This is a genomic window from Amycolatopsis acididurans, from assembly GCF_012328925.1.
GTDB lineage: Bacteria > Actinomycetota > Actinomycetes > Mycobacteriales > Pseudonocardiaceae > Amycolatopsis_E > Amycolatopsis_E acididurans.
Window position 1 is genome coordinate 66,866 of record NZ_JAAXLS010000004.1, and the last position, 23,886, is coordinate 90,751.

The 23,886-nt window shown below is 69.7% G+C and carries 18 protein-coding genes; 8 read left to right on the forward strand and 10 right to left on the reverse strand.

Going from position 1 to position 23,886, the window contains the following annotated elements; all coding sequences use genetic code 11:
* The first annotated feature begins 33 nt into the window (after positions 1-33).
* The gene (gene nrdR / locus HFP15_RS08700) at positions 34-504 is read left to right on the forward strand and encodes a transcriptional regulator NrdR (protein ID WP_168513423.1); all 471 of its coding nucleotides are present in this window, start codon (positions 34-36) and stop codon (positions 502-504) included.
* A 30-nt stretch (positions 505-534) separates the two neighbouring features.
* Entirely contained in the window at positions 535-3,351 is a 2,817-nt protein-coding gene (locus HFP15_RS08705) for a vitamin B12-dependent ribonucleotide reductase (RefSeq protein ID WP_168513425.1), read from the forward strand.
* A 48-nt stretch (positions 3,352-3,399) separates the two neighbouring features.
* Here the strand turns inward: HFP15_RS08705 and HFP15_RS08710 are convergent, their stop codons facing one another.
* From HFP15_RS08710 to HFP15_RS08720, 3 genes are all read right to left on the reverse strand, one after another.
* Complete coding sequence (locus tag HFP15_RS08710; protein ID WP_168513427.1) at positions 3,400-3,987, reverse strand: DinB family protein; 588 nt, start codon at positions 3,985-3,987, stop codon at positions 3,400-3,402.
* 339 nt (positions 3,988-4,326) lie between these two features.
* Positions 4,327-4,557: a hypothetical protein gene (locus tag HFP15_RS43820; RefSeq protein ID WP_168513429.1), complete on the reverse strand. Its 231-nt coding sequence runs from the start codon at positions 4,555-4,557 to the stop codon at positions 4,327-4,329.
* Positions 4,557-5,189 carry an FMN-dependent NADH-azoreductase gene (locus HFP15_RS08720; RefSeq protein ID WP_168513431.1) on the reverse strand — a complete coding sequence of 211 codons (633 nt, stop codon included), beginning with the start codon at positions 5,187-5,189 and terminating at the stop codon, positions 4,557-4,559. The genes HFP15_RS43820 and HFP15_RS08720 overlap by 1 nt, the downstream gene beginning before the upstream one ends.
* 76 nt (positions 5,190-5,265) lie before the next feature.
* Here HFP15_RS08720 and HFP15_RS08725 point away from each other — a divergent pair, with 76 nt between their 5' ends.
* The gene (locus HFP15_RS08725) at positions 5,266-6,135 is read left to right on the forward strand and encodes a sigma-70 family RNA polymerase sigma factor (protein ID WP_168513433.1); all 870 of its coding nucleotides are present in this window, start codon (positions 5,266-5,268) and stop codon (positions 6,133-6,135) included.
* 246 nt (positions 6,136-6,381) lie between these two features.
* Here HFP15_RS08725 and HFP15_RS08730 read toward each other — a convergent pair whose 3' ends face one another.
* Positions 6,382-8,382 carry a prolyl oligopeptidase family serine peptidase gene (locus HFP15_RS08730; RefSeq protein ID WP_168513436.1) on the reverse strand — a complete coding sequence of 667 codons (2,001 nt, stop codon included), beginning with the start codon at positions 8,380-8,382 and terminating at the stop codon, positions 6,382-6,384.
* A gap of 30 nt (positions 8,383-8,412) precedes the next feature.
* Complete coding sequence (locus HFP15_RS08735; protein WP_168513438.1) at positions 8,413-8,985, reverse strand: TIGR03086 family metal-binding protein; 573 nt, start codon at positions 8,983-8,985, stop codon at positions 8,413-8,415.
* Positions 8,986-9,068: 83 nt separating this feature from the next.
* Between HFP15_RS08735 and pdxR the strand changes: the two genes are divergently transcribed.
* Both pdxR and HFP15_RS08745 read left to right on the forward strand, forming a co-directional pair.
* The gene (gene pdxR, locus HFP15_RS08740) at positions 9,069-10,472 is read left to right on the forward strand and encodes a MocR-like pyridoxine biosynthesis transcription factor PdxR (RefSeq protein WP_168513440.1); all 1,404 of its coding nucleotides are present in this window, start codon (positions 9,069-9,071) and stop codon (positions 10,470-10,472) included.
* Between the two features lie 96 nt (positions 10,473-10,568).
* Positions 10,569-10,997 carry a CBS domain-containing protein gene (locus tag HFP15_RS08745; RefSeq protein ID WP_168513442.1) on the forward strand — a complete coding sequence of 143 codons (429 nt, stop codon included), beginning with the start codon at positions 10,569-10,571 and terminating at the stop codon, positions 10,995-10,997.
* A 942-nt stretch (positions 10,998-11,939) separates the two neighbouring features.
* Here HFP15_RS08745 and HFP15_RS08750 read toward each other — a convergent pair.
* A complete protein-coding gene (locus HFP15_RS08750; RefSeq protein ID WP_168513444.1) occupies positions 11,940-12,986 on the reverse strand; it encodes a DUF2293 domain-containing protein in 1,047 nt (348 codons plus the stop codon).
* 436 nt (positions 12,987-13,422) lie between these two features.
* On the opposite strand from HFP15_RS08750, the gene HFP15_RS08755 reads away from it, so the two are divergent.
* On the forward strand, positions 13,423-14,523 hold the full coding sequence (locus HFP15_RS08755; protein ID WP_168513446.1) for a DUF4192 domain-containing protein: 1,101 nt from the start codon (positions 13,423-13,425) through the stop codon (positions 14,521-14,523).
* 323 nt (positions 14,524-14,846) lie between these two features.
* On the opposite strand, the gene galE is transcribed toward HFP15_RS08755, so the two are convergent.
* The 3 genes from galE to HFP15_RS08770 all read right to left on the reverse strand — a co-directional run bounded on the left by galE (position 14,847) and on the right by HFP15_RS08770 (position 18,895).
* Positions 14,847-15,836, reverse strand: coding sequence for a UDP-glucose 4-epimerase GalE (galE, locus tag HFP15_RS08760; RefSeq protein ID WP_168513448.1), 990 nt, complete (start codon positions 15,834-15,836; stop codon positions 14,847-14,849).
* A 157-nt stretch (positions 15,837-15,993) separates the two neighbouring features.
* On the reverse strand, positions 15,994-17,199 hold the full coding sequence (galK, locus tag HFP15_RS08765) for a galactokinase (protein ID WP_210716983.1): 1,206 nt from the start codon (positions 17,197-17,199) through the stop codon (positions 15,994-15,996).
* A 1,000-nt stretch (positions 17,200-18,199) separates the two neighbouring features.
* Positions 18,200-18,895: an iron-dependent transcriptional repressor DtxR gene (locus tag HFP15_RS08770; protein ID WP_168513450.1), complete on the reverse strand. Its 696-nt coding sequence runs from the start codon at positions 18,893-18,895 to the stop codon at positions 18,200-18,202.
* A gap of 104 nt (positions 18,896-18,999) precedes the next feature.
* Between HFP15_RS08770 and HFP15_RS08775 the strand changes: the two genes are divergently transcribed.
* Both HFP15_RS08775 and HFP15_RS08780 read left to right on the forward strand, forming a co-directional pair.
* A complete protein-coding gene (locus tag HFP15_RS08775) occupies positions 19,000-20,172 on the forward strand; it encodes an acetoin utilization protein AcuC (protein ID WP_168513452.1) in 1,173 nt (390 codons plus the stop codon).
* Between the two features lie 5 nt (positions 20,173-20,177).
* The gene (locus tag HFP15_RS08780) at positions 20,178-22,877 is read left to right on the forward strand and encodes a bifunctional acetate--CoA ligase family protein/GNAT family N-acetyltransferase (RefSeq protein WP_168513454.1); all 2,700 of its coding nucleotides are present in this window, start codon (positions 20,178-20,180) and stop codon (positions 22,875-22,877) included.
* A gap of 9 nt (positions 22,878-22,886) precedes the next feature.
* Here HFP15_RS08780 and HFP15_RS08785 read toward each other — a convergent pair whose 3' ends face one another.
* The gene (locus tag HFP15_RS08785; protein WP_168513456.1) at positions 22,887-23,879 is read right to left on the reverse strand and encodes an acyl-CoA dehydrogenase family protein; all 993 of its coding nucleotides are present in this window, start codon (positions 23,877-23,879) and stop codon (positions 22,887-22,889) included.
* Positions 23,880-23,886: the final 7 nt, after the last annotated feature.

A 23,886-nucleotide genomic window follows, 5' to 3' on the forward strand; every position in this document is an offset into this window, starting at 1 on the left:
CGAGGGACAGACGTGAAGGGAAGGTGACCGGTCGTGCGGTGCCCGTTCTGCCGCCATGCCGACTCCCGGGTCGTCGACTCCCGCGAGGTGGACGAAGGGCAGGCGATCCGCCGCCGCAGGTCGTGTTCGGCATGCGGTCGCCGTTTCACCACCTCGGAGACGATGGTGCTGGCCGTCGTCAAGCGTTCCGGGGTCACCGAGCAGTTCAGCAGGGACAAGGTGGTCCGGGGCGTTCGCCGGGCCTGCCAGGGCAGGCCGGTCGATGACGACGCTCTGCAGCAGCTCGCCCAGCGGGTCGAGGAATCGATCCGCTCAACCGGAGTCGCGGAGATCCCGAGCCACGAGGTCGGCCTTGCCATCCTCGGCCCGCTCCGTGAGCTCGACGAGGTCGCGTACCTCCGGTTCGCCAGCGTCTACCGCTCCTTCTCTTCGGTCGAGGACTTCGAGAAGGAGATCGCGGACCTGCGTCAGGCCATGGCGGACAAGGCAGCGGGCGGCGAGTGAACTCGTCGCAGGCGCGGGAGAGGGAGATCCATGACGGAAACCGTGGCGACAGGCAGTAAAGGCGCGAAGAGGGGCAAGCGCGGGCTCACCGTCGAGCGCGTGTTCACCACCGAGGGCGTGCACCCCTACGACGAGGTGAACTGGGAAAAGCGCGACGTCGTGATGACCAACTGGCGCGACGGTTCGATCAACTTCGAGCAGCGTGGGGTCGAGTTCCCCCAGTTCTGGTCGGTCAACGCGACCAACATCGTCACCAGCAAGTACTTCCGCGGTGCGGTCGGCAGCCCGCAGCGCGAGCACAGCCTGCGCCAGCTCATCGACCGGGTCGTCCTGACCTACGTCCGCTCCGGCACCGAGAACGGCTACTTCGGCACCGCCAAGGACGCGGAGATCTTCGAGCACGAGCTGACCTGGATGCTGCTGCACCAGGTGTTCAGCTTCAACTCCCCGGTCTGGTTCAACGTCGGCACCACGTCCAAGCAGCAGGTCAGCGCCTGCTTCATCCTCGCGGTCGACGACAACATGGACTCGATCCTCAACTGGTACAAGGAAGAGGGGCTGATCTTCAAGGGCGGTTCCGGCGCGGGCCTGAACCTCTCGCGCATCCGCTCGTCGAAGGAGCTGCTGTCCTCCGGCGGCACCGCCTCCGGCCCGGTTTCGTTCATGCGCGGCGCCGACGCCTCCGCGGGCACCATCAAGTCCGGTGGCGCCACCCGCCGCGCCGCCAAGATGGTCGTGCTCGACGTCGACCACCCCGACATCGAAGAGTTCATCGCCACCAAGGCGCGCGAGGAAGAGAAGATCAAGGTCCTGCGCGACGCCGGGTTCGACATGGACCTCTCCGGCGCCGACATCCACTCGGTGCAGTACCAGAACGCGAACAACTCGGTGCGCGTCAACGACGAGTTCATGCGGGCCGTCGAGTCGGGCGCCGAGTTCGGCCTGCGCGCCCGGCTGACCGGTGAGGTCATCGAGACCACGGACGCGAAGAAGCTGTTCCGCTCGATGGCGCAGGCGGCGTGGGAGTGCGCCGACCCCGGCGTTCAGTACGACAGCACGATCAACGACTGGCACACCTGCCCCGAGTCGGGCCGGATCACCGCGTCCAACCCGTGCAGCGAGTACATGCACCTGGACAACTCCAGCTGCAACCTGGCGTCGCTGAACCTGCTGAAGTTCCTCGGCGAGGACGGCATGTTCGACGCCGAGCTGTTCGTCAGGGCGGTCGAGTTCGTCATCACCGCGATGGACATCTCGATCTGCTTCGCGGACTTCCCGACCGAGCCGATCGGCGACACCACCCGCAAGTTCCGCCAGCTGGGCATCGGCTACGCCAACCTCGGCGCGCTGCTGATGGCCACCGGCCACGCCTACGACTCCGACGGCGGCCGCGCGCTCGCCGCCGCGATCACGTCGCTGATGACCGGCACCTCCTACCGCCGCTCGGCGGAGCTGGCCGGTGTCGTCGGCGCCTACGAGGGCTACGCCCGCAACGCCGAGGCGCACCAGCGCGTCATGCGCAAGCACGCGGCGGCCAACGACGCGATCCGCACGATGCACGCCAACGACGTCAAGATCCGCGACCTCGCCACCCGCGAATGGCAGCGCGGCATCGAGATCGGCGGCAAGAACGGCTGGCGCAACGCGCAGGCCAGCGTGCTCGCGCCCACCGGCACCATCGGCTTCATGATGGACTGCGACACCACCGGTATCGAACCGGACTTCTCGCTGGTCAAGTTCAAGAAGCTGGTCGGCGGCGGTTCGATGCAGATCGTGAACCAGACCGTGCCGCGCGCTCTGAAGTCACTGGGCTACCAGGACGAGCAGATCGAGGCGATCGTGGAGTACATCGCCGAGCACGGGCATGTCGTCGACGCGCCGGGCCTGCGCCCGGAGCACTACGAGGTGTTCGACTGCGCGGTCGGTGAGCGCTCGATCAAGCCGATGGGCCACGTGCGGATGATGGCCGCGGTGCAGCCGTTCATCTCGGGTGCGATCTCCAAGACGGTGAACATGCCCGAGTCGGCCACGGTCGCCGACGTCGAGGAGATCTACTTCCAGGGCTGGAAGCTCGGCCTGAAGGCGCTCGCGATCTACCGCGACAACTGCAAGGTCGGCCAGCCGCTGTCGACGGCGAAGAAGGAAGCGAAGGCGGCGACTCCGGAGCCGGAGAAGGTCGTCGAGTACAAGCCGGTCCGCAAGCGGCTGCCGAAGAAGCGCCCGAGCCAGACCCTGTCGTTCACGGTTGGCGGTGCCGAGGGCTACCTGCACGCCGGTTCCTACCCCGACGACGGTCTCGGCGAGATCTTCGTGAAGCTGGGCAAGCAGGGTTCGACCCTGGCCGGTGTCATGGACGCGTTCTCGATGTCGATCTCGGTCGGTCTGCAGTACGGCATTCCGCTGGAGTTCTACGTCTCGAAGTTCTCCAACCTGCGCTTCGAGCCGGCGGGCATGACCGACGATCCGGACATCCGGATCGCCACGAGCGTGCTGGACTACCTGTTCCGCCGCCTCGCGCTGGACTACCTGCCGTACGAGAAGCGCGCCCAGCTGGGCATCTTCACCGCGGAGGAGCGCACCGCGCAGGTCGAGTCGGGCTACGGCTCGGACGCCGGGCAGGAAGAGAGCGTCGACCTGGAGACGCTGCGCAGCACGGTCGACGCGAGCCCCCGTCCGGTGGAGCAGCAGCCTTCCCCGGAAAGTGCGCACAGCACCGCCGAGCTGATGGACCTGCACCTCGGCAAGGCCGCCGACGCGCCGCTGTGCATGACCTGCGGCACGAAGATGCGCCCGGCCGGCTCGTGCTACGCGTGCGAGGGCTGCGGCGCCACCTCCGGCTGCAGCTGATCGAGCGATACACATGCGGGCCCTGGCGCTTCGGCATCAGGGCCCGCGCTATGCGTGCTCACCGTCGGCCTTGGCCGCGGCCGCCGTGGCGGCTTGCTCGATCGTCGCGCGCCGCGCCGCCCAGAAGGCCGCGTCACGCTCCTGGTTCGCGGCCCCGGTCGAGCCGTCCAATTGTTCGCGCACGATGTCCGCGTGCCCGGCGTGCCGGTTGGTCTCGGTGAGCATGTGGACCAGGACGTTGAACAGCATCACGGTGGGACGCGGCCACCACGGCACTCGGCCAGGTGCGTCGATGGCGAGGGCGGCGATAGTCGCGTCGGAGTGCGCCCAGACACGCCGGTAGCGGCGGATGATCTCCTCGCGTGTCTCGTGCTCGGTCGCCCACATTTCGGTGGCCCGCTGTCCCGGGTCGTCCCAACGGGGCAACGGCTCGGGAAACGGCCGGCCGAAGACCACGCCGAAGTACCTGGTCCCCGCCACCGATAGGTGTTTGACCAGGCCGAGCAAGTTGGTCCCCGTCGAAGTCACGGGACGGCGGATGTCGTACTCGCCCAGTCCGTCCAGCTTGCGGAGCATCACCTCACGGATCTCTTGCAGATCGGTGTGCAAGTACTCCTTCGCGAAGTCATCGATCACGGGACATGAGCGTGCCATGTGCCGAACACGCCCATCGCGAGATGTGTTCGACGACCCGGAACGCCGTCGCCGCTCGGCTGCGCGAGGAGTGCGGCCTGCCGCTGGGCAGTTTCGACGTCATGCGTGTCATCAGCAGGACCCCGGACTGCCGCGTGTACGACATCGGCGCCGAGCTCGGCGGCACGAGCCAGGCCGCCTGCGCGTGGCGGGGCTGGACCAGTTCGCGGCCACTTTCGCCACTCTCCGCGCCAACGCGGCGAAGAACCGAACCTGAGGAGGCTCCATGTCCACATCCGCCCGCGCCGCGCGTTTCGACCAGTACGGCGACCGCGACGTGCTCTACATCGCCGAAGTCCCGGTGCCCGAACCGGCGCCGGGTGAGGTCCTCGTCGCCGTCCGCGCGGCCGGCCCCGTCGCCGCGTTCATCGACTGTTCGGCCCGGAGTGCGTCCAGCTCGCCGCCGACCTGGGCGTCCCGGCGGACCGCATCGAGACGATCATCTCGTTCGAGAAGGCGGCCGAGGTCGGCGTGCGCCACACCCGCGGCAAGATCGTGCTTGTGCCCTGGCATCACCGCATCGCGATGAGTTGTTCCCGCGCCGCGGCGAGCGATTTCAGTTTCATTTCCCGGAATTCGGCGAGTCCGGGAATGTCGTCGGCCCGGGTCATCTCCGCGCACACGAATCGAAGATCGGTGACGCCGAGTTTGCCGAAATGCGCGCGCAGGTACGGTTCTTGGAAATCGCAGCCCGCGCGCGGCGTTCCGGGCCCATAAGCGCCACCGCGGGTAAGCACGGCGATGACCGTCGTATCGCGCAACACGCTCTGTCCGGCCGCATCGTCGTAGGCCGAAGGGAACGAGATCCGGTCGATCCACGCCTTGAGTGACGTGGGCACGCCGAAGTTGTACATCGGCACGCCGAGCAGCACGACGTCAGCCGCGCGCAACTCGGCGATCAGCGGCTCGGTCAGCGCCCATTCACGTTCCTCGCCGGCGTCGGCGGGCAGCACGCCGGCACCTTCCCGTTCGACCCGGGTGCCGAGGGTGACATACGCCGGCCCGATCAGCGGCACCGGATCGCGGGCCAGGTCCCGGTGGACGTACCGGCCAGGCCAGCGCTCCGCGTACAGCGCGGTGAGCTGCCTGCTCACCGAATTCTCGATCGGGCTGGCACTGGAGTCGACGTGCAGCAAAGATGTCACGGTGGTGCTCCTGTCACTTTGTTCGCGCGGGTTCCGTCAAATGGGGTGACGAAGTCCCTGACGGAAAGGTGACCGGGTGTCAGACCTCGCCGAACGTTTCGAAGTGCAGCGCCCGCACCTGCGCCGCGTCGCCTACCGGATGCTCGGTTCGCTGAGCGAGGCCGACGACGCCGTGCAGGAGGCGTGGTTCCGGCTCAGCCGAACTGGCGACGTGGAGAACCTGCCCGGCTGGCTGACCACGGTCGTTTCGCGGATCTGCCTGGACATGCTGCGGTCCCGCAAGGCGCGGCGCGAGGAGATCGTGGACAGCGTTCCGGACCGCGCGACCGACGGTGACGGACCCGAGGACGAGGCGTTGCTGGTCGAGTCCGTGGGCCGGGCGCTGCTCGTGGTGCTGGACCTGCTCTCACCCGCCGAACGTGTCGCCCTCGTCCTGCACGACACGTTCGCCGTGCCGTTCGACCAGATCGCGGTCGTTCTGGAGCGCACCCCGGCCGCGGCCAAGAAGCTCGCGAGCCGCGCGCGTCAGCGCGTGCGCGGCACACCCGCCGTGCCCGAGCCGGAACTGGCGCGGCAGCGGCACATCGTGGACGCGTTCCTCGCCGCCGCGCGCGAAGGCGATTTCGCCGCCCTGCTGGAGGTGCTGGCACCGGACGTCGTGCGCACCGCCGACGCCGCCGCATTGCGGCCCGGGATGGCGGCGCGTGCGCAGGGCGCCGAGGCCGTCGCGGAGCAGACCGTCGGCTTCGCGCGGCGTTCGCGGTACGCGGAGGTGGCGCTGGTCGACGGCGCGGTGGGCGTGATCGTCGCCCCGCGCGGGCGGTTGCTGTTCGTGTTGACGGTGACGGTCGCCGACGACAGGATCGCGAGCTACGACGTGGTCGCCGACCCGGCCCGGCTCGCGGGCCTGGACCTGGCGGTCCTGGGTGAGGAAGCCCGGGCATGAAGATCCACGTCAGCCGTGGCACCGGCAAACTGGGCAGGGTGGTCGCCGAACGTCTGCCGGCCGGCGGGCACGCCCGCCGGTCGCGTGCCGGACATGGTCGGGCCGGACGTACGCGACTCGGACGAACTCACCCTTACCTATCTGCGCGCCGCCGGACGCCGTCGCCCGGTGATCGCCCTGCGTGTGCCTGACTCCCGAGCACGCGACGGGCAAGGTCACCTTCGGGCAGTTTCTCGCGGAGCGCTTCTAGAGCTGCTCCCACAGGAACTCGAACAACAGCGCCCATTTCTGCGCCAGCTGCTCGTTGTCCGCGGCGGCGCCGTGCCCGCCTTCGATGTTCTCGTGGTAGCGCACGCCGTAGCCCTGCTCGCGCATCTTCGCCACCATCTTGCGCGCGTGCGCGGGGTGCACCCGGTCGTCCCTTGTGGACGTCATGAACAGGGTCGGCGGGTAATCGCGTCCACTGTGGACATTTTGGTAGGGCGAGTACTGGCTGATGTAGGCCCATTCGTTCGCGTCGTCCGGGTCGCCGTACTCCGCCATCCAGGACGCGCCCGCGAGCAGCAGGTGGTAGCGGCGCATGTCCAGCAACGGAACCTGGCAGACGATGGCGCCGAACAGCTCCGGATACCGCGTCAGCATCACGCCCATCAGCAGCCCACCGTTGCTGCCACCCTGGATGCCGAGCCGCTCGGGTGTGGTGATCCCGCGCTCGACCAGATCCTGGGCCACGGCGGCGAAATCCTCGTAGACGAGGTACCGGTTCTCCTTGATCGCCTGCGTGTGCCAGGACGGCCCGTACTCGCCGCCGCCACGGATGTTCGCGACCACGTACGTTCCGCCGCGGGCGAGCCAGCCGCGCCCGATCACGCCGCTGTACCCGGGCAGCCGCGAAACCTCGAAACCGCCGTACCCGGTCAGCAGCGTCGGCCCGACCGCCGCGTTCGGCCGCACCACGAAGTACGGGATCTTGGTGCCGTCACGCGAGGTCGCGAAGTACTGGTCCACGGCCGTGCCGTCGCTGTCGAAGCGCGCCGGCGACTGCTTGAGCAGCTCCAGTTCGCCGCCGACATGGCCGTAGCTCAGCGTGGGTGGCTCGGTGAAACCGCTGGTGCTCAGCAGATATTCCTCGCTGTCGTCGGGGTCGGTGTCGAGGATCTCGGCCGTGCCCAGTTCCAGGCCGGTCGTCAGCGGTGCGCGCCGCCAGCCCTCGTTCGGCGTCAGCACGTGCAGTTCGGTGCGCACGTCGGACAGCGTCGTGAGGATCAGGTGGTCGCGGGTCCAGTCGTAGGCTTCCAGCGACGTGTGTGCGTCGGGCTCGAACAGCGTGGTCAGTTCGCGTGAGCCGTCGAGGTAGTCGTCGAACCGGGCGGCGAGCAGCGTGCCGGCCGCGTAGTCCCGGCCGTTGACCGTCCAGGACGAGCGGATCCGGATCAGCAGCCATTCCCGGTGCACGGTGGTCTGCGCGTCCTCGGGCACGTCGATGCGGATCAGCCGCTCGGGCGTGCGGAGGTACTTTTCCGACCGGTAGAAGTCGAGCGACCGGCCGACGAAGTCGCGTTCGAAACCGGGTGTGGAGAGGTGGTAGGCGAACGCGGACACGTCGTCCGGCTTGGCCTCGTAGACCGTTGTCGCCTCGGCCAGTGGCGTGCCCCGTCGCCATTCCTTGATCACGCGCGGATAGCCGGACGCAGTCAGCGAGCCCGCACCGAAATCGGTGCCGACGTAGATCAGGTCCTCGTCGATCCAGCCGACGCGGCTTTTGGCTTCGGGCAACTGGAAACCGTCGGCCACGAACGCGCGCTGCTCCAGATCGAACTCGCGCACCACGGTCGCGTCGGCACCGCCGCGGGAGAGTTCGACCAGGCCGCGCCGGTAGTCGGGCCGCAGCACCGTCGCACCCTGCCACACCCAGTTCTCGCCCTCCGCCTCGGCGAGCGCGTCGACGTCGAGCAGGACCTCCCACTCCGGGTGCTCGCCGCGGTAGCTGTCCAACGTGGTCCGGCGCCACAATCCGCGCGGATGCGTGGCGTCCTGCCAGAAGTTGTAGAAGTAGTCACCGCGCCTGCGGATGTAGGGAATCCGGTCGTCGGCGTCGAGCACCTCGCGGATTTCCGCGCGCAGCGTCTCGAACCGCTCGCCGCCGGTGAGCTCGTCCAGGGTTTCGGCGTTGCGCGTGCGGACCCAGTCCAGCGCCTGCTCGCCGGTGACGTCCTCAAGCCACAGGAACGGATCTTCGTCAGCCATGCGTACCAGTCTGCCAGCCGGTATCGCTTTTCACTGCCAGTTCGGATCACGCCCGGTCAGCGCGAGAAACCGGTGAAGCTCGGACTCGTCCGCGGCCACTTTCACGACGGGTGCGAAGGTGCCGCGTTCCCGGCGGAAATCGGGATCCGCGGGCATGAACTGGGCGAACGCGAGCGCGTCGTGTACCGCGTCGGGGTCCGGTTCGTAGGGCAGGCCGAGGCTGCGGGCGATATCCCATCCGTGCGCGACGGAGTCGACCAGATGCATGGCCACCGCGACGCGGCCGGGGAACGTGCCGAACTCGCGCACGGTGACCTTCCGCTCGAGCAGGGCGTCGTCGTCGAACGCGGCGAGCACGGCGGCGACCGAATCGGCGTAGTCCCGGTACGGGTTGTCGCTCAAGGTGCCGCTGTTCCAGTCCGGCGCGTGCCCGTGGCGGAGCGCTGTCCCGAACGCGCGGTTCTCGCTGACCTGATGGCGCAGCAGGTCCCCGAGGTCCCAGCCGTCACACGGTGTCCGCCGGGCCAGGTCGGTGGTGCGGATGGGGCTGACCAGCTTGTCGAGCGTGCCGAGCGCGCGCCGGTCGAGTTCGCGAATGTCCACGCCTGCCGACGTTACGAGCCGGAGGTGAGCGGTCGTAGAGCCAAAACGCCGGGAATGTCGGTGGGCCAATTTAGGCTCGGACCGTGGACATCCACATCACGATCGACGGTGGGCGCGGGCTGCGGGAGGAGATCTACCGGCAGCTGCGCGCGGCGATCCTCGATGGGCGGCTGCGTGCGGGGGAGGCGTTGCCGCCGACGCGTGAACTGGCGCGGCGGCTGGCGGTGTCGAGGAACACCGTCAGCGGTGCCTACGACCGGCTGGCGGGGGAGGGTTTTCTCGCTGCCAGAGCCGGTGCGGGCACGTTCGTACGGGCGGGTGCGGGGCGTGCCGAGCCACCGGTCCGGGAGACCTCGGCCCTGCGGCCTGCGCAGGCGTGGGCCGGGGTGCCGGAGCCTCCGACGCGGTTCGCGGCCGCGCCGGAATACGACTTCCGCGCCGGTGCGCCCGACGTCGGCCTGTTCCCGTTCGACACCTGGCGCCGGCTGATCGCGGAACAGTTGCGGGGCTCGCGGCCGCAGGTGCTGACCTATGGCGATCCGCGCGGGCACCAGGGCCTGCGCGAGGCGATCGCGCGGCATGTCGGGTTGTCGCGCGACGTGCGCGCCGACCCGGATGACGTCCTGGTGACCAACGGCTCGCAGCAGGCCGTCGATCTCGCCGCGCGGGTGCTGCTGCGGCCCGGTGACCGGGTCGCCGTCGAGAATCCCGGCTACCCGCCACCGCGCCAGCTGTTCTCGACGCTCGGTGCCCGGCTCGCGTGCGTGCCGGTCGACGAGGAAGGCCTGGTGGTCGACGAACTGCCGGATGACTGTCGCCTGGTGTATGTCACGCCGTCGCATCAGTTCCCGCTGGGTACCCCGATGTCGCTCGCCCGCCGGATGGCGCTCATCGAATGGGCGCAGCGGCACGACGCGGCCATACTCGAGGACGATTACGACACGGAATTCCGCTACACCGGTCGGCCGCTGGAACCGTTGCACAGTCTCGACACCGCGGGCCGGGTGCTCTACATCGGATCGTTCTCGAAGGTGCTGCTGCCCGCGTTGCGGCTCGGTTTTCTCGTCTCGCCACCGGGCTTGCGGGAGGCCGTGACGAAGGCGAAGTACCTCACCGACTGGCATTCGGCGAGCGTCGAGCAGGCGGCGGTCGCGCAGTTCATGGACGAAGGCGGGTTCGCGCGGCACGTGCGCCGGATGCGCCGCGAGTACCAGGCGCGGCAGCAGCTGGTCAGCAGCATCGTGGCCCGTGACTTCGCCGATGTGCTGACGCTGATTCCCGCCGCGGCCGGTCTGCACGTGAGTGCCTACAGTTCGGTGCCGACGCGTCCGGTGGCGCGCGCCGCGCGGAATGCGGGCATGTGGCTGTACACGCTGGGTGATTTCACCGAGCCGAGGGACGCGGTGCAGGGCTTGGTTTTCGGCTTCGGCGCGGTGCCGCGGGCCGCGATCGAGCCAGGTCTGCACCGTTTGCGTGACTTTCTGTGAAACACGATGTCACCCCTTCGCCCGGTTCGCGACTTTCGCAGGCCGTCGCGGAGCCCTAACCTGGTGTGAACCAGATCACTACCCGGGAGGCGCCGGATGCGGATCGCGGACGTGTTGCGGAACAAGGGCACGGCGGTGGCCACACTCACGCCGTCGGCCACTGTCAAGGAGCTGCTCGCGGGGCTCGCGGAGCACAATATCGGTGCGATGGTCGTGCTGGGTTCCGATGGGGTCGCGGGCATCGTGTCGGAGCGTGACGTGGTGCGCAGACTGCACGAACGGGGAGCCGACCTGCTGTCACGCCCGGTCGCGGACATCATGACGACGATCGTCGCCACCTGCACCCCCCAGGATTCGGTGGACGATTTGAGTGTCCTGATGACGCAGCGTCGAGTCCGCCATGTCCCCGTGATCGACCAGGGGCGGCTGGCGGGCATCGTCAGCATCGGCGACGTGGTCAAGACACGGATGGAGGAGCTCGAGGCCCACCAGGAGCAACTGCAGGCCTACATCGCCCACGGGTAGCGGCTCTGGGCGCCGGCAACGCCCGGCTCGCGGCCCACCAGGAGCAACTGCAGGCCTACATCGCCCACGGGTAGCGGCTCTGGGCGCCGGCAACGCCCGGCTCGCGGCCGCCGCCTGGTGAGGTCCACTTCGGGCTCGCCCCGCGGCGGTGCTCGGTGCCTGCGCGGCTGGTTCGACCGGCTCAGGGCGGCCCGGTGCTTTCGCGACTCGGTTCGGCTCGGTTCACGGCGGCACCCGGTGTGTTCGCGACTCGGTTCGGCTCGGTTCACGGCGGCACCCGGTGTGTTCGCGACTCGGTTCGGCTCGGTTCACGGCGACACCCGATGTGTTCGCGGCTCGGGTTCGGCTCGATTCACGGCGGCCGGGTGCGTTCGCGGCTCGGTTCGGCTCGACCGGCTCAGGGCGGTATCCGGTACTTTCCGCGGCTCGGCTTTGCTTGCGGCGGTGCTCGCTAACTGGCGCCGCCCGACTTCGCCGCCCTGCCTCGTTCGCGGCGGCGTACGACATGTGGGGATGTCTCCCCCTGGCGAGGCCGCTTCGTGGCGGGATGCCTGGCCCTGGCGAGGACGGCGCCGCGGCGTGGCCGCGCTCGTTTCGTGGCAACGCCCCCTTCGCGGCCGCGCCAGCTCGCTGACGACGCCGTACGGTCGGCGACCTTTACCGTCAGCGACACCCGGTCACAGACGGAGCGGTCGGCCACGGCGCGGCGTCAGCGCCGCCTGTTTTGTGGCGGCCTCCACTGCCCGAAGACGCCTCCCGGTGGCGGCGTCGCTTACCTGGTGACCTTCACCCGTCGCGCGAGCATCGACATCGCGTCACGGCGGGCCGGGTCCCGGACCCGTCTCGTAGTGTCCCCTGCCGGTCTCGACACAGACGACACCCGCACAGCGACCCCACCGGCCCCCGCCAGTCTCGCGTGCCGTCGTTGTCCCCTGGCTTCGGTCAGGCCCAGCTCTTGAGCACCTTGTCGATCGTGTCCCGGATGCGGTCGCGCGCTTCGGCCCGCGGCACGCCCGACATGAGCAGGTCGTCGTAGTCCGTGTCGGCGTGCCGCACCGACGCGATCACCGCCAGCCGCACGGCCTCCTCGTCCAGCGCCCGCCCGGCGGCCGACCGTCCCACACGCCCGCTGCCCCTGGTGCCGGCGTGTTCGGCGATGGCCTGCGCTCGTTCGGCCGGGCAGCCGGGGTACAGCCGCAGGATTTCCGCCGCCATCGCGGCCTGGAACTCGACGTCCTGCAGCGCCCTCCGCTCCGCGTCCCGTTCCCTGCGACGGGCCCGTACGTCCTCGTCGGCAAGGCACTGCTCTTCCGCCCGTTCCAGCGCTGCCTGTTCGACGAGAATCCCTTGCCGCTCATGGCGTTTGCGGCGCTTGTTGAAGCGCATGACCAGCGCCGACAGCGAGCTTTCCTTCTTCGCCCGCCGCGAGAGCGCCGCGTTGCCTGCCGGGAGGAACACGAGGTGATCGAAGTCGGCGCAGGTCAGGCAGAGTGGTTCCTGCTCGGGAAGGAGGAACTCCCCGGCCGAGCCCCGCGTGTCGCATTCCGCACAGGTCCACTCGCCGCTCGGCGAGATCACCACGAGATCCGGTGCCTTGTTCTGCCGCGCTTCCAGCCGTTCTCGTTGTTTGTCGGACAGCTCCGCCGAGATCCAGTGCGTGCGAAAGAGCGTGTCGGTCGCCTCGTCACCGGTGAAGACCAACGCACGGCGATCCCGCGTCGCGGCGGTATACGTGGTCTCGCTCGGACGCAGACCGTGCGCGGTCGCCCACGCGAGCAGGTACTCGAACGCCGTCGCGACCTTGTCGCGGTCCACCGGCAGCTCATCGGCCAGAGGACCGAGCCGCCCCTGACGCCACGCCTCGACCTTGACCGACGGCAGCCAGCCCAAGATCACCAGGAGGTCGACCGGGGCCACATACTTCACCCGGCGAAGCGCCTGCTCAGCCGCGGTGTCGACGCGGCGCTGCAGCTTCGGTTGATCGGCCATCGGCCGGAGTTTAGCCAAGGTCCCTGGCGTCGGCGCGCGAACGCGCACATCTCTCGCACGCTCAACCCGTCGCACCTCACGGGGCGTCCCAGAAGGCCGCGCTCAACGGGGTCGACTCGGCGACCCCCGGCAAGTCGGGCACCGTTCATCTTCCTCTGCAACGCTCCCGGAAGGCGAACTGCGCGACGACCGTGAAGTCAGAGTCGCTCGGACGGACGACCGCGGGCGCAACCTGTGTGCAGGGGAGGGGTTCCGTAGCTTCGGGCTCATTGCACGACAGTCCCTTCGAACATTGCGGATAACGACTCGACGACCGTAGCGGCGGCCACCGACAAAAATCGCGACCGGAGGCCGAGTTATCCACACCACCCCAGTTATCCACAATTTCCCGGATCTCTTCTTCCGGCGCGTGTCACCAATCCGCCACGGTGATGACATGACCACCACCACGACGAAGCTGCCGGACGGCAGAACGAGGATCAACATCAGCGATCCGGCGCAGCTGATCGCCGCGATCCCGTGCCTTCTCGGCTTCTGCCCCGAGAACTCGATAGTCCTCATTGGACTGAGTAAGGGCAAGGGCACGAAGATCACCGCGCTCGTGCGCGTCGATCTACCCGCCGCCGATCTCGAGACGGACGCCGTCGAGGCCATCACCCGCGCGTTGTGTCAGAACCCGGGTGAGGAGGTGCTGACCGTCGTCATCGGCCGGCACCCAGACCATCCACCCGGGTCATCTGGTCCGCCGCACTCGGCCCTCGTGAGGCGTGTGGCGGCCGCCTTCCACAAGCGCGGACGCAAGGCCGGTTATGCGGCATGGGTGCCTGAAATCCGTGGTGGCGCTCGCTGGCGTACCTATCGAGAGTGCGCGCCGGACAACGAGGGGGTGCTGCCTGAGCCCGCCAGCACGGTGATGGCAGCTGTCTGCGTGGCTGAGGGGCTTGTCACCTTCGACAGCAGAGCGGAGATGGAGAAACTGCTCGAACCCGACGATCCGTTGGCACATGACAGACGTGCACGATTGCTGGACACGGCCGTCGACGCGCTGGCGCCGGACCTGACGCCGAAGAGCACCTACGAGCAGTACGCGCGCATTGTGCGCGCCGCCATCGACCAGGTCCGCCGGGACGATCTGTCGTTCACCGATGAGAAGGTCGTGCGGCTCGCCCTGGCGCTGTCGAACCCACTGGTCCGGGACTCGTGCCTGCGGACGGCTCTGCCCCAGGGCAGTGTCCGAAGCAGGTACGCGCGTCGCCTGTGGCTGGAGCTCGTGCGGCTGACTCCGCCGCCCGAACGTGCCGAAGCGGCCGCTTTGCTCTGCCACGCGGCATATCTCCACGGCGAAGGCAGTTTCGCGATCATGGCGGCTGAGAACGCTCTCGACGCTGATCCTTCCCACCCGCTGGCTTCCCTGCTGCATGCGTGCCTCACGCACGGTCTGCCTCCGGACCAGCTGCAGCACCTGACCGACGATATCCCCGACCTCTACCGTCCACGCGCACTGCAGGCAGAACTTTCCGCGCAAAAAGACCCGTAAGTCCGAGCGCCGGTCTACGTCAGCCCGCGGGGGCTGACGTAGACGCCGAGACCGCGAGGATCTTCATCGCAGGGGAGTACGTTCGTCTGGCTCGACGATCAGCCGAGCGAGACGGAGGCGGGCAGGCAGGGGCGGTTCAGTCTGAGCGTGGGCAAAGACGGCCTCTGGTTCGTGAAGCGGTTCGTGAAAGCTCCGCTCGTTCACCGGGCCGTCGGCTGTCTCCACGGCGGGCAGAACCGGCTCAGCCGGCCATAACGTCCGCGGTCACCGCTGCGATGCTCAACCGGCGGCTCTCGCCGCGACCGCTGCTACCCCCGTCCCGGCTACGCCTGGGCACGTTCCTGAGTGAACCGCCAGGCGTCGGCCACGATGCCGTACAGGTCGGTGCGCTCGGGCTTCCAGCCGAGTTCCTCGCGGGCACGGTCGCTGGCCGCGACGAGGATCGCGGGGTCTCCTTCCCGGCGTGGTGCGACGGCGGCGGGGATGGCGTGACCGGTGACCTCCCGGCAGGCCTCGATCACCTGGCGGACGGAGAATCCGGTGCCGTTGCCGAGGTTGTAGATGCGGTGCACTCCGCGTTCGGCGTGCTGCAGCGCGAGCAGGTGAGCATCGGCGAGATCCGACACGTGGATGTAGTCGCGGATCGCCGTGCCGTCCTCGGTGGGGTAGTCGTCGCCGAAGATCTGGATCTGTTCGCGGTGTCCCGTTGCCACCTGCAGGACCAGCGGGATCAGGTGCGTCTCGACGGTGTGCCGCTCGCCGTAGCGGCCGTAGGCTCCGGCGACGTTGAAGTAACGGAGACTCATCGCGGCGAGGCCGTGCGCGCGTGCGTAGCTGGTGATGGCGTGGTCGATCGCCAGTTTCGAGGCACCGTAGGTGTTCGTCGGCATGGTGGGGGCGGTCTCGGGTATGGGGGACCGCTCGGGCTCGCCGTAAGTCGCGGCGGTCGAGGAGAATACGAGACGTGGTGTGCCGTGCTCGCGCATGGCGTCCAGCAACCGGATGGCGGTGAACACGTTGCCGCGCCAGTACTTCCCCGGGTCCTGCATCGACTCGCCCACCAGGGACGTGGCGGCGAAGTGCAGCACACCGTCGAACCCCTCGGCGAGCAGGCCCGCCGTGGCATCGGCGGCGTCGCCCTCGACGAACCGAGCACCGTCGGGGACAGCGTCCGCGTGGCCGGTGGACAGGTCATCCACGACGACGACCTCGTGACCGGCTTCCAGCAGTCGGGCCGCGCACACGCTGCCGACGTAGCCGGCGCCGCCGGTGACGATCAGTTTGAGGGCCTTGCGGTCGCTAGCGGTGGCCATGAGCAGTCAGAAGCCTTTCTTACTGGAAACTCAAGGAGGTGGTTGAGCACAGTGTGGACCATTCAGCTGTGAGCCTCGCACCGGATGACCGTGTACGCGGTCATCCCTCGTTTCATCGGGGCCGACGGTCGGAGCGTGCGCTTGGTAGCCCGGGGCGTCAGCTGTCGCGCCGCGCCCCCGGCGAGGGCACCGCGACGAACGTGCGCGGGATTCGCCAGCCCCGCTTCTCGTAAGCCGCGGTGACGGTCGCCTCGACCTCGGCGAGGGACCCCTCCGGGACGAGAGCGATGGCGGAGCCACCGAAACCGCCGCCGGTCATCCGGGCGCCGAGAGCTCCGCCTTCGCGGGCGGCCTCGACAGCGACGTCGAGTTCCGGGATCGAGATCCGGTAGTCGTCGCGCATGCTCACATGCGAGGCGTCGAGCAGGGGGCCGATGTCCGGGAGCCGCTCGTCGTGTAGCAGCGACACGACGTCGAGCACCCGCTGGTTCTCTGTGACGACGTGGCGGACCAGCGGCACCAGCTCGTCGGGCAGGCGGCCGAGCGCGGCGTCCAGGCCGGCGAACGGGACGTCTCGCAGGGCCTTGAGCCCGAGCAGGTCGGCGGCGTGTTCGGTGCCGCGCCGGCGGTCGCCGTAGCCGGACTCGCTGTGGGAATGCTTGGTACGCGTGTCGATGACGAGGATCCGCAGGCCGACACCGGCGGTATCGAAGGGCACCTGCTCGATCGCACCCGAGCGGACGTCCAGGAAGAGCACGTGCGACTCGGTGCAGCACAGCGACGCGGTCTGGTCCAGCAGACCGGTCGGCGCGCCGACGAAGTCGTTCTCGGCGCGCTGGACCCACCGGGCGATTTCGTGCCGGTCCGGGGTGCCGGGTGCGTCCAGTTCCTGCCCGGCCAGGCCCAGCAAAGCCAGCGATACCGCGCATTCGAGAGCGTGAGAGGAGGACAAACCGGCGCCGGTCGGTACGTTGCCGGCCAGGACCACGTCGGCGCCGCGCTCGATACCGTGTTCGGCCAGCACCCACGCGACACCGGCTGGATAGGCCGCCCAGCCTTCCACCGCACCGGGCCGCAGTTGGGGGATCTCGATCGGATCGGCTCGCTGGATGCGGCCGTCGGACCCGAGTGTGGCGACGGTGAGCAGTTGGTCGTCGCGCGGCGACGCGGCCGCCGCCAGCCGGTGCGGCAGAGCGAAGGGCAGCACGAAGCCGTCGTTGTAGTCCGTGTGCTCGCCGATGAGGTTCACCCGGCCCGGTGCGGACCAGACGCCGCTGGGTGCACGGTCATGCACCGAGCGGAATGCCTCAGCGGCGGCCTCGTGCGCCTTGAAGCCACCGGCCACGTCCTGCTTCTCGTTCAACGTCACCCATCCCTGCTGGGACCCCAGCCCCACCTGGCCGCCCGCGAACTCCGGCGGCGCGCTGCACTCCTCTATGCACCCTAGAGCTCACCTGTGAGCGCGGTGTAGTGCCGTCCTGAGCCTGGCCCGAGCCCGGGTCGGAGTAGGAGCGGGACGGAGGCCTGCCATGTCGCTCGGGGCTGGGGCGCTGTTCGAGGGCGAGGAATCATGTTCCGGCGCGATCCGGGTGACCGGTGCCCCTGGCGTGATCTCAGGAGTGGATGGAGGGGCGCGGTTGTGCGGCGCGGCCGGCAGGTGCGCAGCGCGGTGCGCTGCTCGCGGCACACGGGCCCGGCGGCAGGGCGGTGCGGCCGCTTACGGGGCACGAAGTGGCAGTGGCAGTGTGCGGCGCGGTCGGATGGCACGGGGCGTGGCGGCCTGTGGTGCGGCGGCTTGCGACGCGCGGTGTGCTGCGCGGGCGACCTTGCCGCGACCGAGCTGCGCTGCGTGGCGGGGCCGGGCGAGGGTTGGGGCTGGCGGACGGTGCGATGACCTGCGACGCGAGCGACTTTGCCGGGACTGACCTGTGCTGCGTGGTCGGGCCGGGCGAGGGTGGGGCTGCTGGACGATGCGGTGACCTGCGACGTGGGGGCCTTGCCGCGACCGACCTGCGCTGCGTGGTCGGGCCGGATGAGGGCGGGGCTGCTGGACGATGCGGTGACCTGCGACGTGGGCGACCTTGCCGGGACTGACCTGTGCTGTCTGGCCGGGCCGGGCGAGGGTGGGGCTGCCGGACGATGCGGTGACCTGCGACGCGGGCGGCCTTGCCGCGACCGACCTGCGCTGCGTGGTCGGGCCCGATCAGGGTGGTGACTGCCTGCCGCGGCAACGGACCTGCGCGACGCGACCCCACCCGGACGGTGCCGGGCCGCTGCGTACGCGACGGCACGAGGCGCGGACGCGACGGCACGGGCGCGGACGGGGCCAGCCTGGGGGTCTCGGGGCCTGACCGGCCCGCGGGTTACCGTGCCTGGGCGAGGACCGCGTGCATCACCGACATCGGTACCTGCACGCTGGAGGCCTCCCCGGCGACTTCCACCGTGCCGCCGCCGGCTGCCCTGCCCACGTTCACCGTGCTGCCGGGTACCACGCCGGCCGACTTGAGGTCGACCATCAGCTTCTCGTCCAGCTGGACGTGCTCGGCGATGCGCCGGATCTCGACCTTGCCGCCGCCCGCGCGGGCGAACTCGTCGAGGCGGATCAGGTCGGCTTCGGCGGGCGGGGCCGGCTCGCCACCCTCACCGAGCTTGTCGAGGCCGGGGATGGGGTTGCCGTACGGCGAAGTGGTCGGGTGGTCGAGCAGCCGCACGAGCTTGCGCTCCACGGCCTCGCTCATGACGTGCTCCCAGTGACACGCCTCGGTGTGCACCTGCTCCCACTCCAGACCGATTATGTCGAGCAGGAGCCGCTCCGCGAGACGGTGCTTGCGCATGACGGCGGTGGCCAGGTCGCGACCGTGCTCGGTCAGCTGCAGGTGCCGGTCATCGGCGACCCGCACGAGGCCGTCCCGCTCCATCCGGGCCACGGTCTGGCTCACCGTCGGCCCACTCTGCTGCAACCGCTCCGCGATGCGGGCACGCAGCGGCACGACACCTTCCTCTTCGAGCTCGAAGATCGTCTTCAAGTACATCTCTGTGGTGTCGATGAGATCGTTCACGATATCCCCTTCGTCCGCAGACAACCATGGTAGTCGTTGACACCGACAGTCAGCCCAGGTGATCGGTGGGGAAACGCCGCTCATGGCGACTACCATCGGGCCTCATGTACCAGCCCGCGGTCGTCTGGGACCCCGCCCTCCTCGGCTACGACCTGGGCGGCGACCATCCGTTCAATCCGGTACGCCTGCAGCTGACGATCCGCCTCGCCACGGAGCTCGGCGTCCTCGACGGCGTTCCGCTGCTCGTCCCCGAACCCGCCACCGACGACGAATTGTGCCGCGTCCACGCTGAGGAATACCTGAGCGCGGTCAAGCAGGCCCCGCTGGCCGGCTGGGACGTCGGCCACGGGCTGGGCACGACCGACAACCCCGTGTTCAGCGACATGCACGAGGCCACCGCGCTGGTCGTCGGCTCCACGCTGCTCGCCGCACGCAAGATCGCCGACGGCGAGGCCTCCCGCGCGGTGAACATCGCCGGCGGCCTGCACCACGCCATGCGCGACCACGCCGCCGGTTTCTGCGTGTACAACGACTGCGCCATCGCGATCTCCTGGCTGCTCGACCACGGCTTCGACCGCATCGCCTACGTCGACACCGACGTGCACCACGGCGACGGCGTGCAAACAGCGTTCTACGACGACCCGCGCGTGCTGACCATCTCCCTGCACCAGCACCCGTTCACGCTCTGGCCCGGCACCGGCTACTCCGCCGAGGCCGGCGCGGGCGAGGCCGAGGGCAGCGCCGTCAACATCCCGCTGCCCCCGCGCACCGCCGACCCCAGCTGGCTGCGCGCCTTCCACGCCGTCGTTCCCTCCCTGCTGGAGGAGTTCCAGCCGCAGATCCTCATCACCCAGTGCGGCGTCGACTCCCACGATGAGGACCCGCTGGCCGATCTGTCCCTCACCGTCGACGGGCACCGCACCATCTACGCGACCCTGCGCTCCCTCGCCGACCGCTACGCCGGGGGCAAATGGCTCGCCGTCGGGGGCGGCGGTTACCAGCTGATCCGCGTCGTCCCGCGCTCCTGGACCCATCTCATCGCCACGGTCCTCGACCGCGACGTCAAACCCGAGACGAAGGTGCCGCCCGGCTGGCTCGACATGGTGCGCAAGGCCGCGCCGCACGCCGACCTGCCGACGGAGATGACCGACGGCGCCGACACCAACTACCGTCCATGGGGCGACGGTGACGACGATCCGGTGGACGTCGCGATCCGCGACACGCGGCGCGCCGTCTTCCCCTTGCATGGCCTGGATCCCGACGATCCGAGAGACTGACGATCATGACCGACGGCGACGCCAGGAACGGTGCGACCGACCCGTTCGACTATCCGCGCCGGTGGGAAGCCGACGTCGTGCTGTCCGACGGCGGCACCGTCCACTTGCGACCGATCGTGCCCTCCGACGCGGACGCGGTGGTGGCCTTTCACGCCAAGCTTTCCGAGCGCACCCGCTACCTTCGCTACTTCGGGGCCTACCCGCGCATTCCGCAGCGTGACCTCGAACGTTTCACCGTCGTCGATCACCACAATCGGGTTGCTTTCGTCGCGCTGCTGGGTGACGACATCGTCGCGATCGGTCGCTACGAGCGGCTCGGCGACGGGCCGTCGGCGGAGGTGGCGTTCGTCGTCGACGATTCGCACCAGGGCCGCGGGCTCGGCTCGATCCTGCTGGAACACCTCGCGGCGGCCGCGTCCGAAAGCGGGCTGCGCCGCTTCGTCGCCGAGGTGCTGGCGGAGAACTCGGCGATGGTGCGGGTGTTCCGCGACGCCGGCTACCAGGTCAGCCGCGCCATCGAGGAAGGCGTGCTGCACCTGGAGTTCGACATCGACCCGACCGAGGAGTCCCTCGCCGTGGCCCGCGCCCGCGAACAGGCGGCCGAGGCACGCAGCGTGCACAACCTGCTGCACCCGCGCTCGGTCGCGGTGATCGGTGCGTCGGCCGATCCGACCAAGGTCGGCTATGTGGTGCTGTCGAACCTGCTGGCCGCGGACTTCGCGGGCACCGTCTACCCGGTCAACCCCGAACACCGCGCGGTGCGCGGGGTCCGTGCCTACAAATCGGTGCTGGAGATCCCCGATCCGGTGGAACTCGCCGTGGTGGCGGTCCCGGCGGATCAGGTCGAGTCGGTACTGGACGGCGCACTCGCCAAGGGTGTGAAGACGTTGCTGATCGTCACCGCCGGGTTCGCCGAGGCCGGGCCGCACGGGCTGCACGCCGAGCTGCGCCTGGTCGGTGAGGCGCGGGCACACGGCATGCGCGTGGTCGGGCCGAACGCGCTGGGCGTGCTCAACACCGATCCCGCGGTGCGGCTCAACGCGACACTCGCGCCGCGCCTGCCCGCGCGCGGCCGCGCCGGGTTCTTCTGCCAGTCCGGTGCGCTGGGCACCGCGATCCTCGCCGACGCCGAGGCACGCGGCCTGGGGCTGTCCACCTTCGTCTCGGCGGGAAACCGTGCCGACGTCTCCGGCAACGACTTGCTGCAGTACTGGGAGACCGATCCCGACACCGATCTCGTGCTGCTGTACCTGGAGTCCTTCGGTAACCCGCGCAAGTTCGCGAGGCTGGCCCGGAGGCTGGGCCGCAGCAAGCCGATCGTCGCCGTGAAATCGGGACGGCACGCGGTGCGCCCGCAGCTGGCCGCGACCTCCGCCGAAGTCGACGAGGCCAGCGTGCAGGCGCTGTTCGAGCAGGCCGGCGTCGTGCGGGTGGAGACGCTGGCGCAGCTGTTCGACACGGCACTGGTGTTCGCGCACCAGCCGCTGCCCGCCGGGCCGAGGGTCGGCATCGTCGGCAACTCCAGCGCGATCGGCCTGCTGGCCGCGGACACCGCGCGGGCGCAGGGCCTCAAGCTCGCCTTCGAACCGGTCGACATCGGCGCGCAGGCCGGGCCGGAGGAGTTCGCCGCCGCCGTGCGCGAGGCGCTGAACTCGCCGGACACCGACGCGCTCGTGGTCGTGTTCGTACCGCCCGTGGCCACACCGGGCACGTCCTACGCGCGTGCCCTGAAGGAGGCCGCCCTCGAACTCGACCACGGCAAGCCGATCGTGTCCACGTTCCTCGCCGCCGAGGGGGTGCCCGCGGAACTGGCGGTCGCGAAGGACGGCGCGCCGGGGCCGGGGTCGATCCCGTCGTTCCCGAGCCCGGAGCGCGCGGTGAACGCGCTGGCGAAGGTCGTCCGGTATGCCGCGTGGCGGCAGCGCCCGCAGGGACATCTCGTGCGCCCGGCCGGGGTGCACACCGAGGCGGCGCAGCAGGTGGTGCGCGACCTGCTCGGCGACGCCGGCGAGAAGAACGTGGTGCTGGAGGACAGCGACGTCGTGCGGCTGCTCGGCTGCTACGGCATCGATGTCGTGCCGTTCCGGGTCGTCGGCAGTGAACGCGAAGCCGTGGACGCCGCCGCCGAACTCGGCTACCCGGTGACGGTCAAGGCGGTCGACGAGCGGCTGCGGGGGCGGCCCGACCTGGCCGGGGTGCGGCTGGACCTGGGTTCCGAGGACGCCGTGCGCCGGGGTTACCACGATCTGCGCGAGGTCTCGGGCGAGAACGAGATGTACGTGCAGCGGATGGCGCCCAAGGGGCTGTCCTGTTTCATCGGGCTCCAGGACGACCCGTCGTTCGGCACGCTCGTGTCGTTCGGGCTGTCCGGGCTGGTGAGCACGCTGCTCGGGGACCGCGCCTACCGCGCCGTGCCGCTGACCGATGTGGACGCGGCCACGCTGATCCGCGAACCGAAGAGCGCGCCGCTGCTGACCGGCTACCGTGGCGACGAGCCCGCGGACCTGGCGGCTCTGCAGGACATGGTGTTGCGGGTCGCGGCGCTGGCCGAGGACAACCCGGAGGTGCGGGTGCTGACGCTCGATCCGGTGATGGCCTCGCCGGAGGGTGCGTTCGTCGCCAACGCGCGGATCGTGCTCGGCCCGCCGCCCGCGCGTCCCGACACCGGCCCCCGCCGTCTGCGCGCCATCAACGCACCGGACTGACCGTGACCCTCACGCCGTCGCGGGGTCCGGGCGGGTCGCCAGCAGGTGGCCGAGGGCGAGCAGCTGAGCCGTCGCGCCGCCGAGGGTGAACTCGATGCGCTTGGCGGCGACGAAGTACTTGTGCAGCGGGTAGTCCACGTCGATGCCCACCCCGCCGTGCAGGTGCACCGCGGTGTGCGCGACGCGGTGGCCCGCGTCGGCGGCCCAGTACTTCGCGGTCGCGACCTCCTCGGCCGCCGGCAGGTCCTCCGAAAGCCGCCACGCCGCCTGCCACAACGACAGCCGTACCGCCTCGACGTCGACATAGGCGTCGGCGAGCCGCTGCCGCACCGCCTGGAAACTGCCGATCGGGTGGCCGAACTGCTCGCGCTGTTTGGTGTACTCGGCCGTGCGGTGCAGCGCGCTTTCCAGCACGCCGAGCTGCGTGGCGCACAGGCCGACCGTGCCGCGCTGCCGCAGCCATTCGAAATCCACCGCGAGCGGATCGCCCGCGACGCCGTCGAGCCGCATCAGCGCGGCGTCGTCGTTGTCGACCACGCGCTGGCGCTGGGCCTCGGCCTGCTCGGCGATGAATACCCGCACCCCGTCGGGCGTTTCGGCGGGGACGAGGAACGCGTCGGCCTGTGCACCGAACGGGACCGCGGTCTGCTCGCCGGAGAGCCGGCCGCCCTCGGCTGTGAACCCGCACGGCGCCCCGACCTCAGGCAACGCGACCGCGAACGTCGTCTCGCCGCGCATCACCGGCATCAGCCAGCGCTCGATCTGCGCGGGCGTGCCGAACTTCGCGATCGCCGAGGCCGCCATGGTGACGGCCGGCAGGTACGGCACGGGCGCGACCGCGCGGCCGATCTCGGTCAGGACCGCGCACTGCTCCAGCAGGCCGATGCTGCCGGGATCCACGACCCCGACCTTGACCAGCGTCGCCCAGTCGCCGCCGTCCTCCAGCACGCGCCGGGTCAGCGCGGCCAGTTCCCGCATCTCCTCAGAACCGGTGAAATCCACGCCGAAA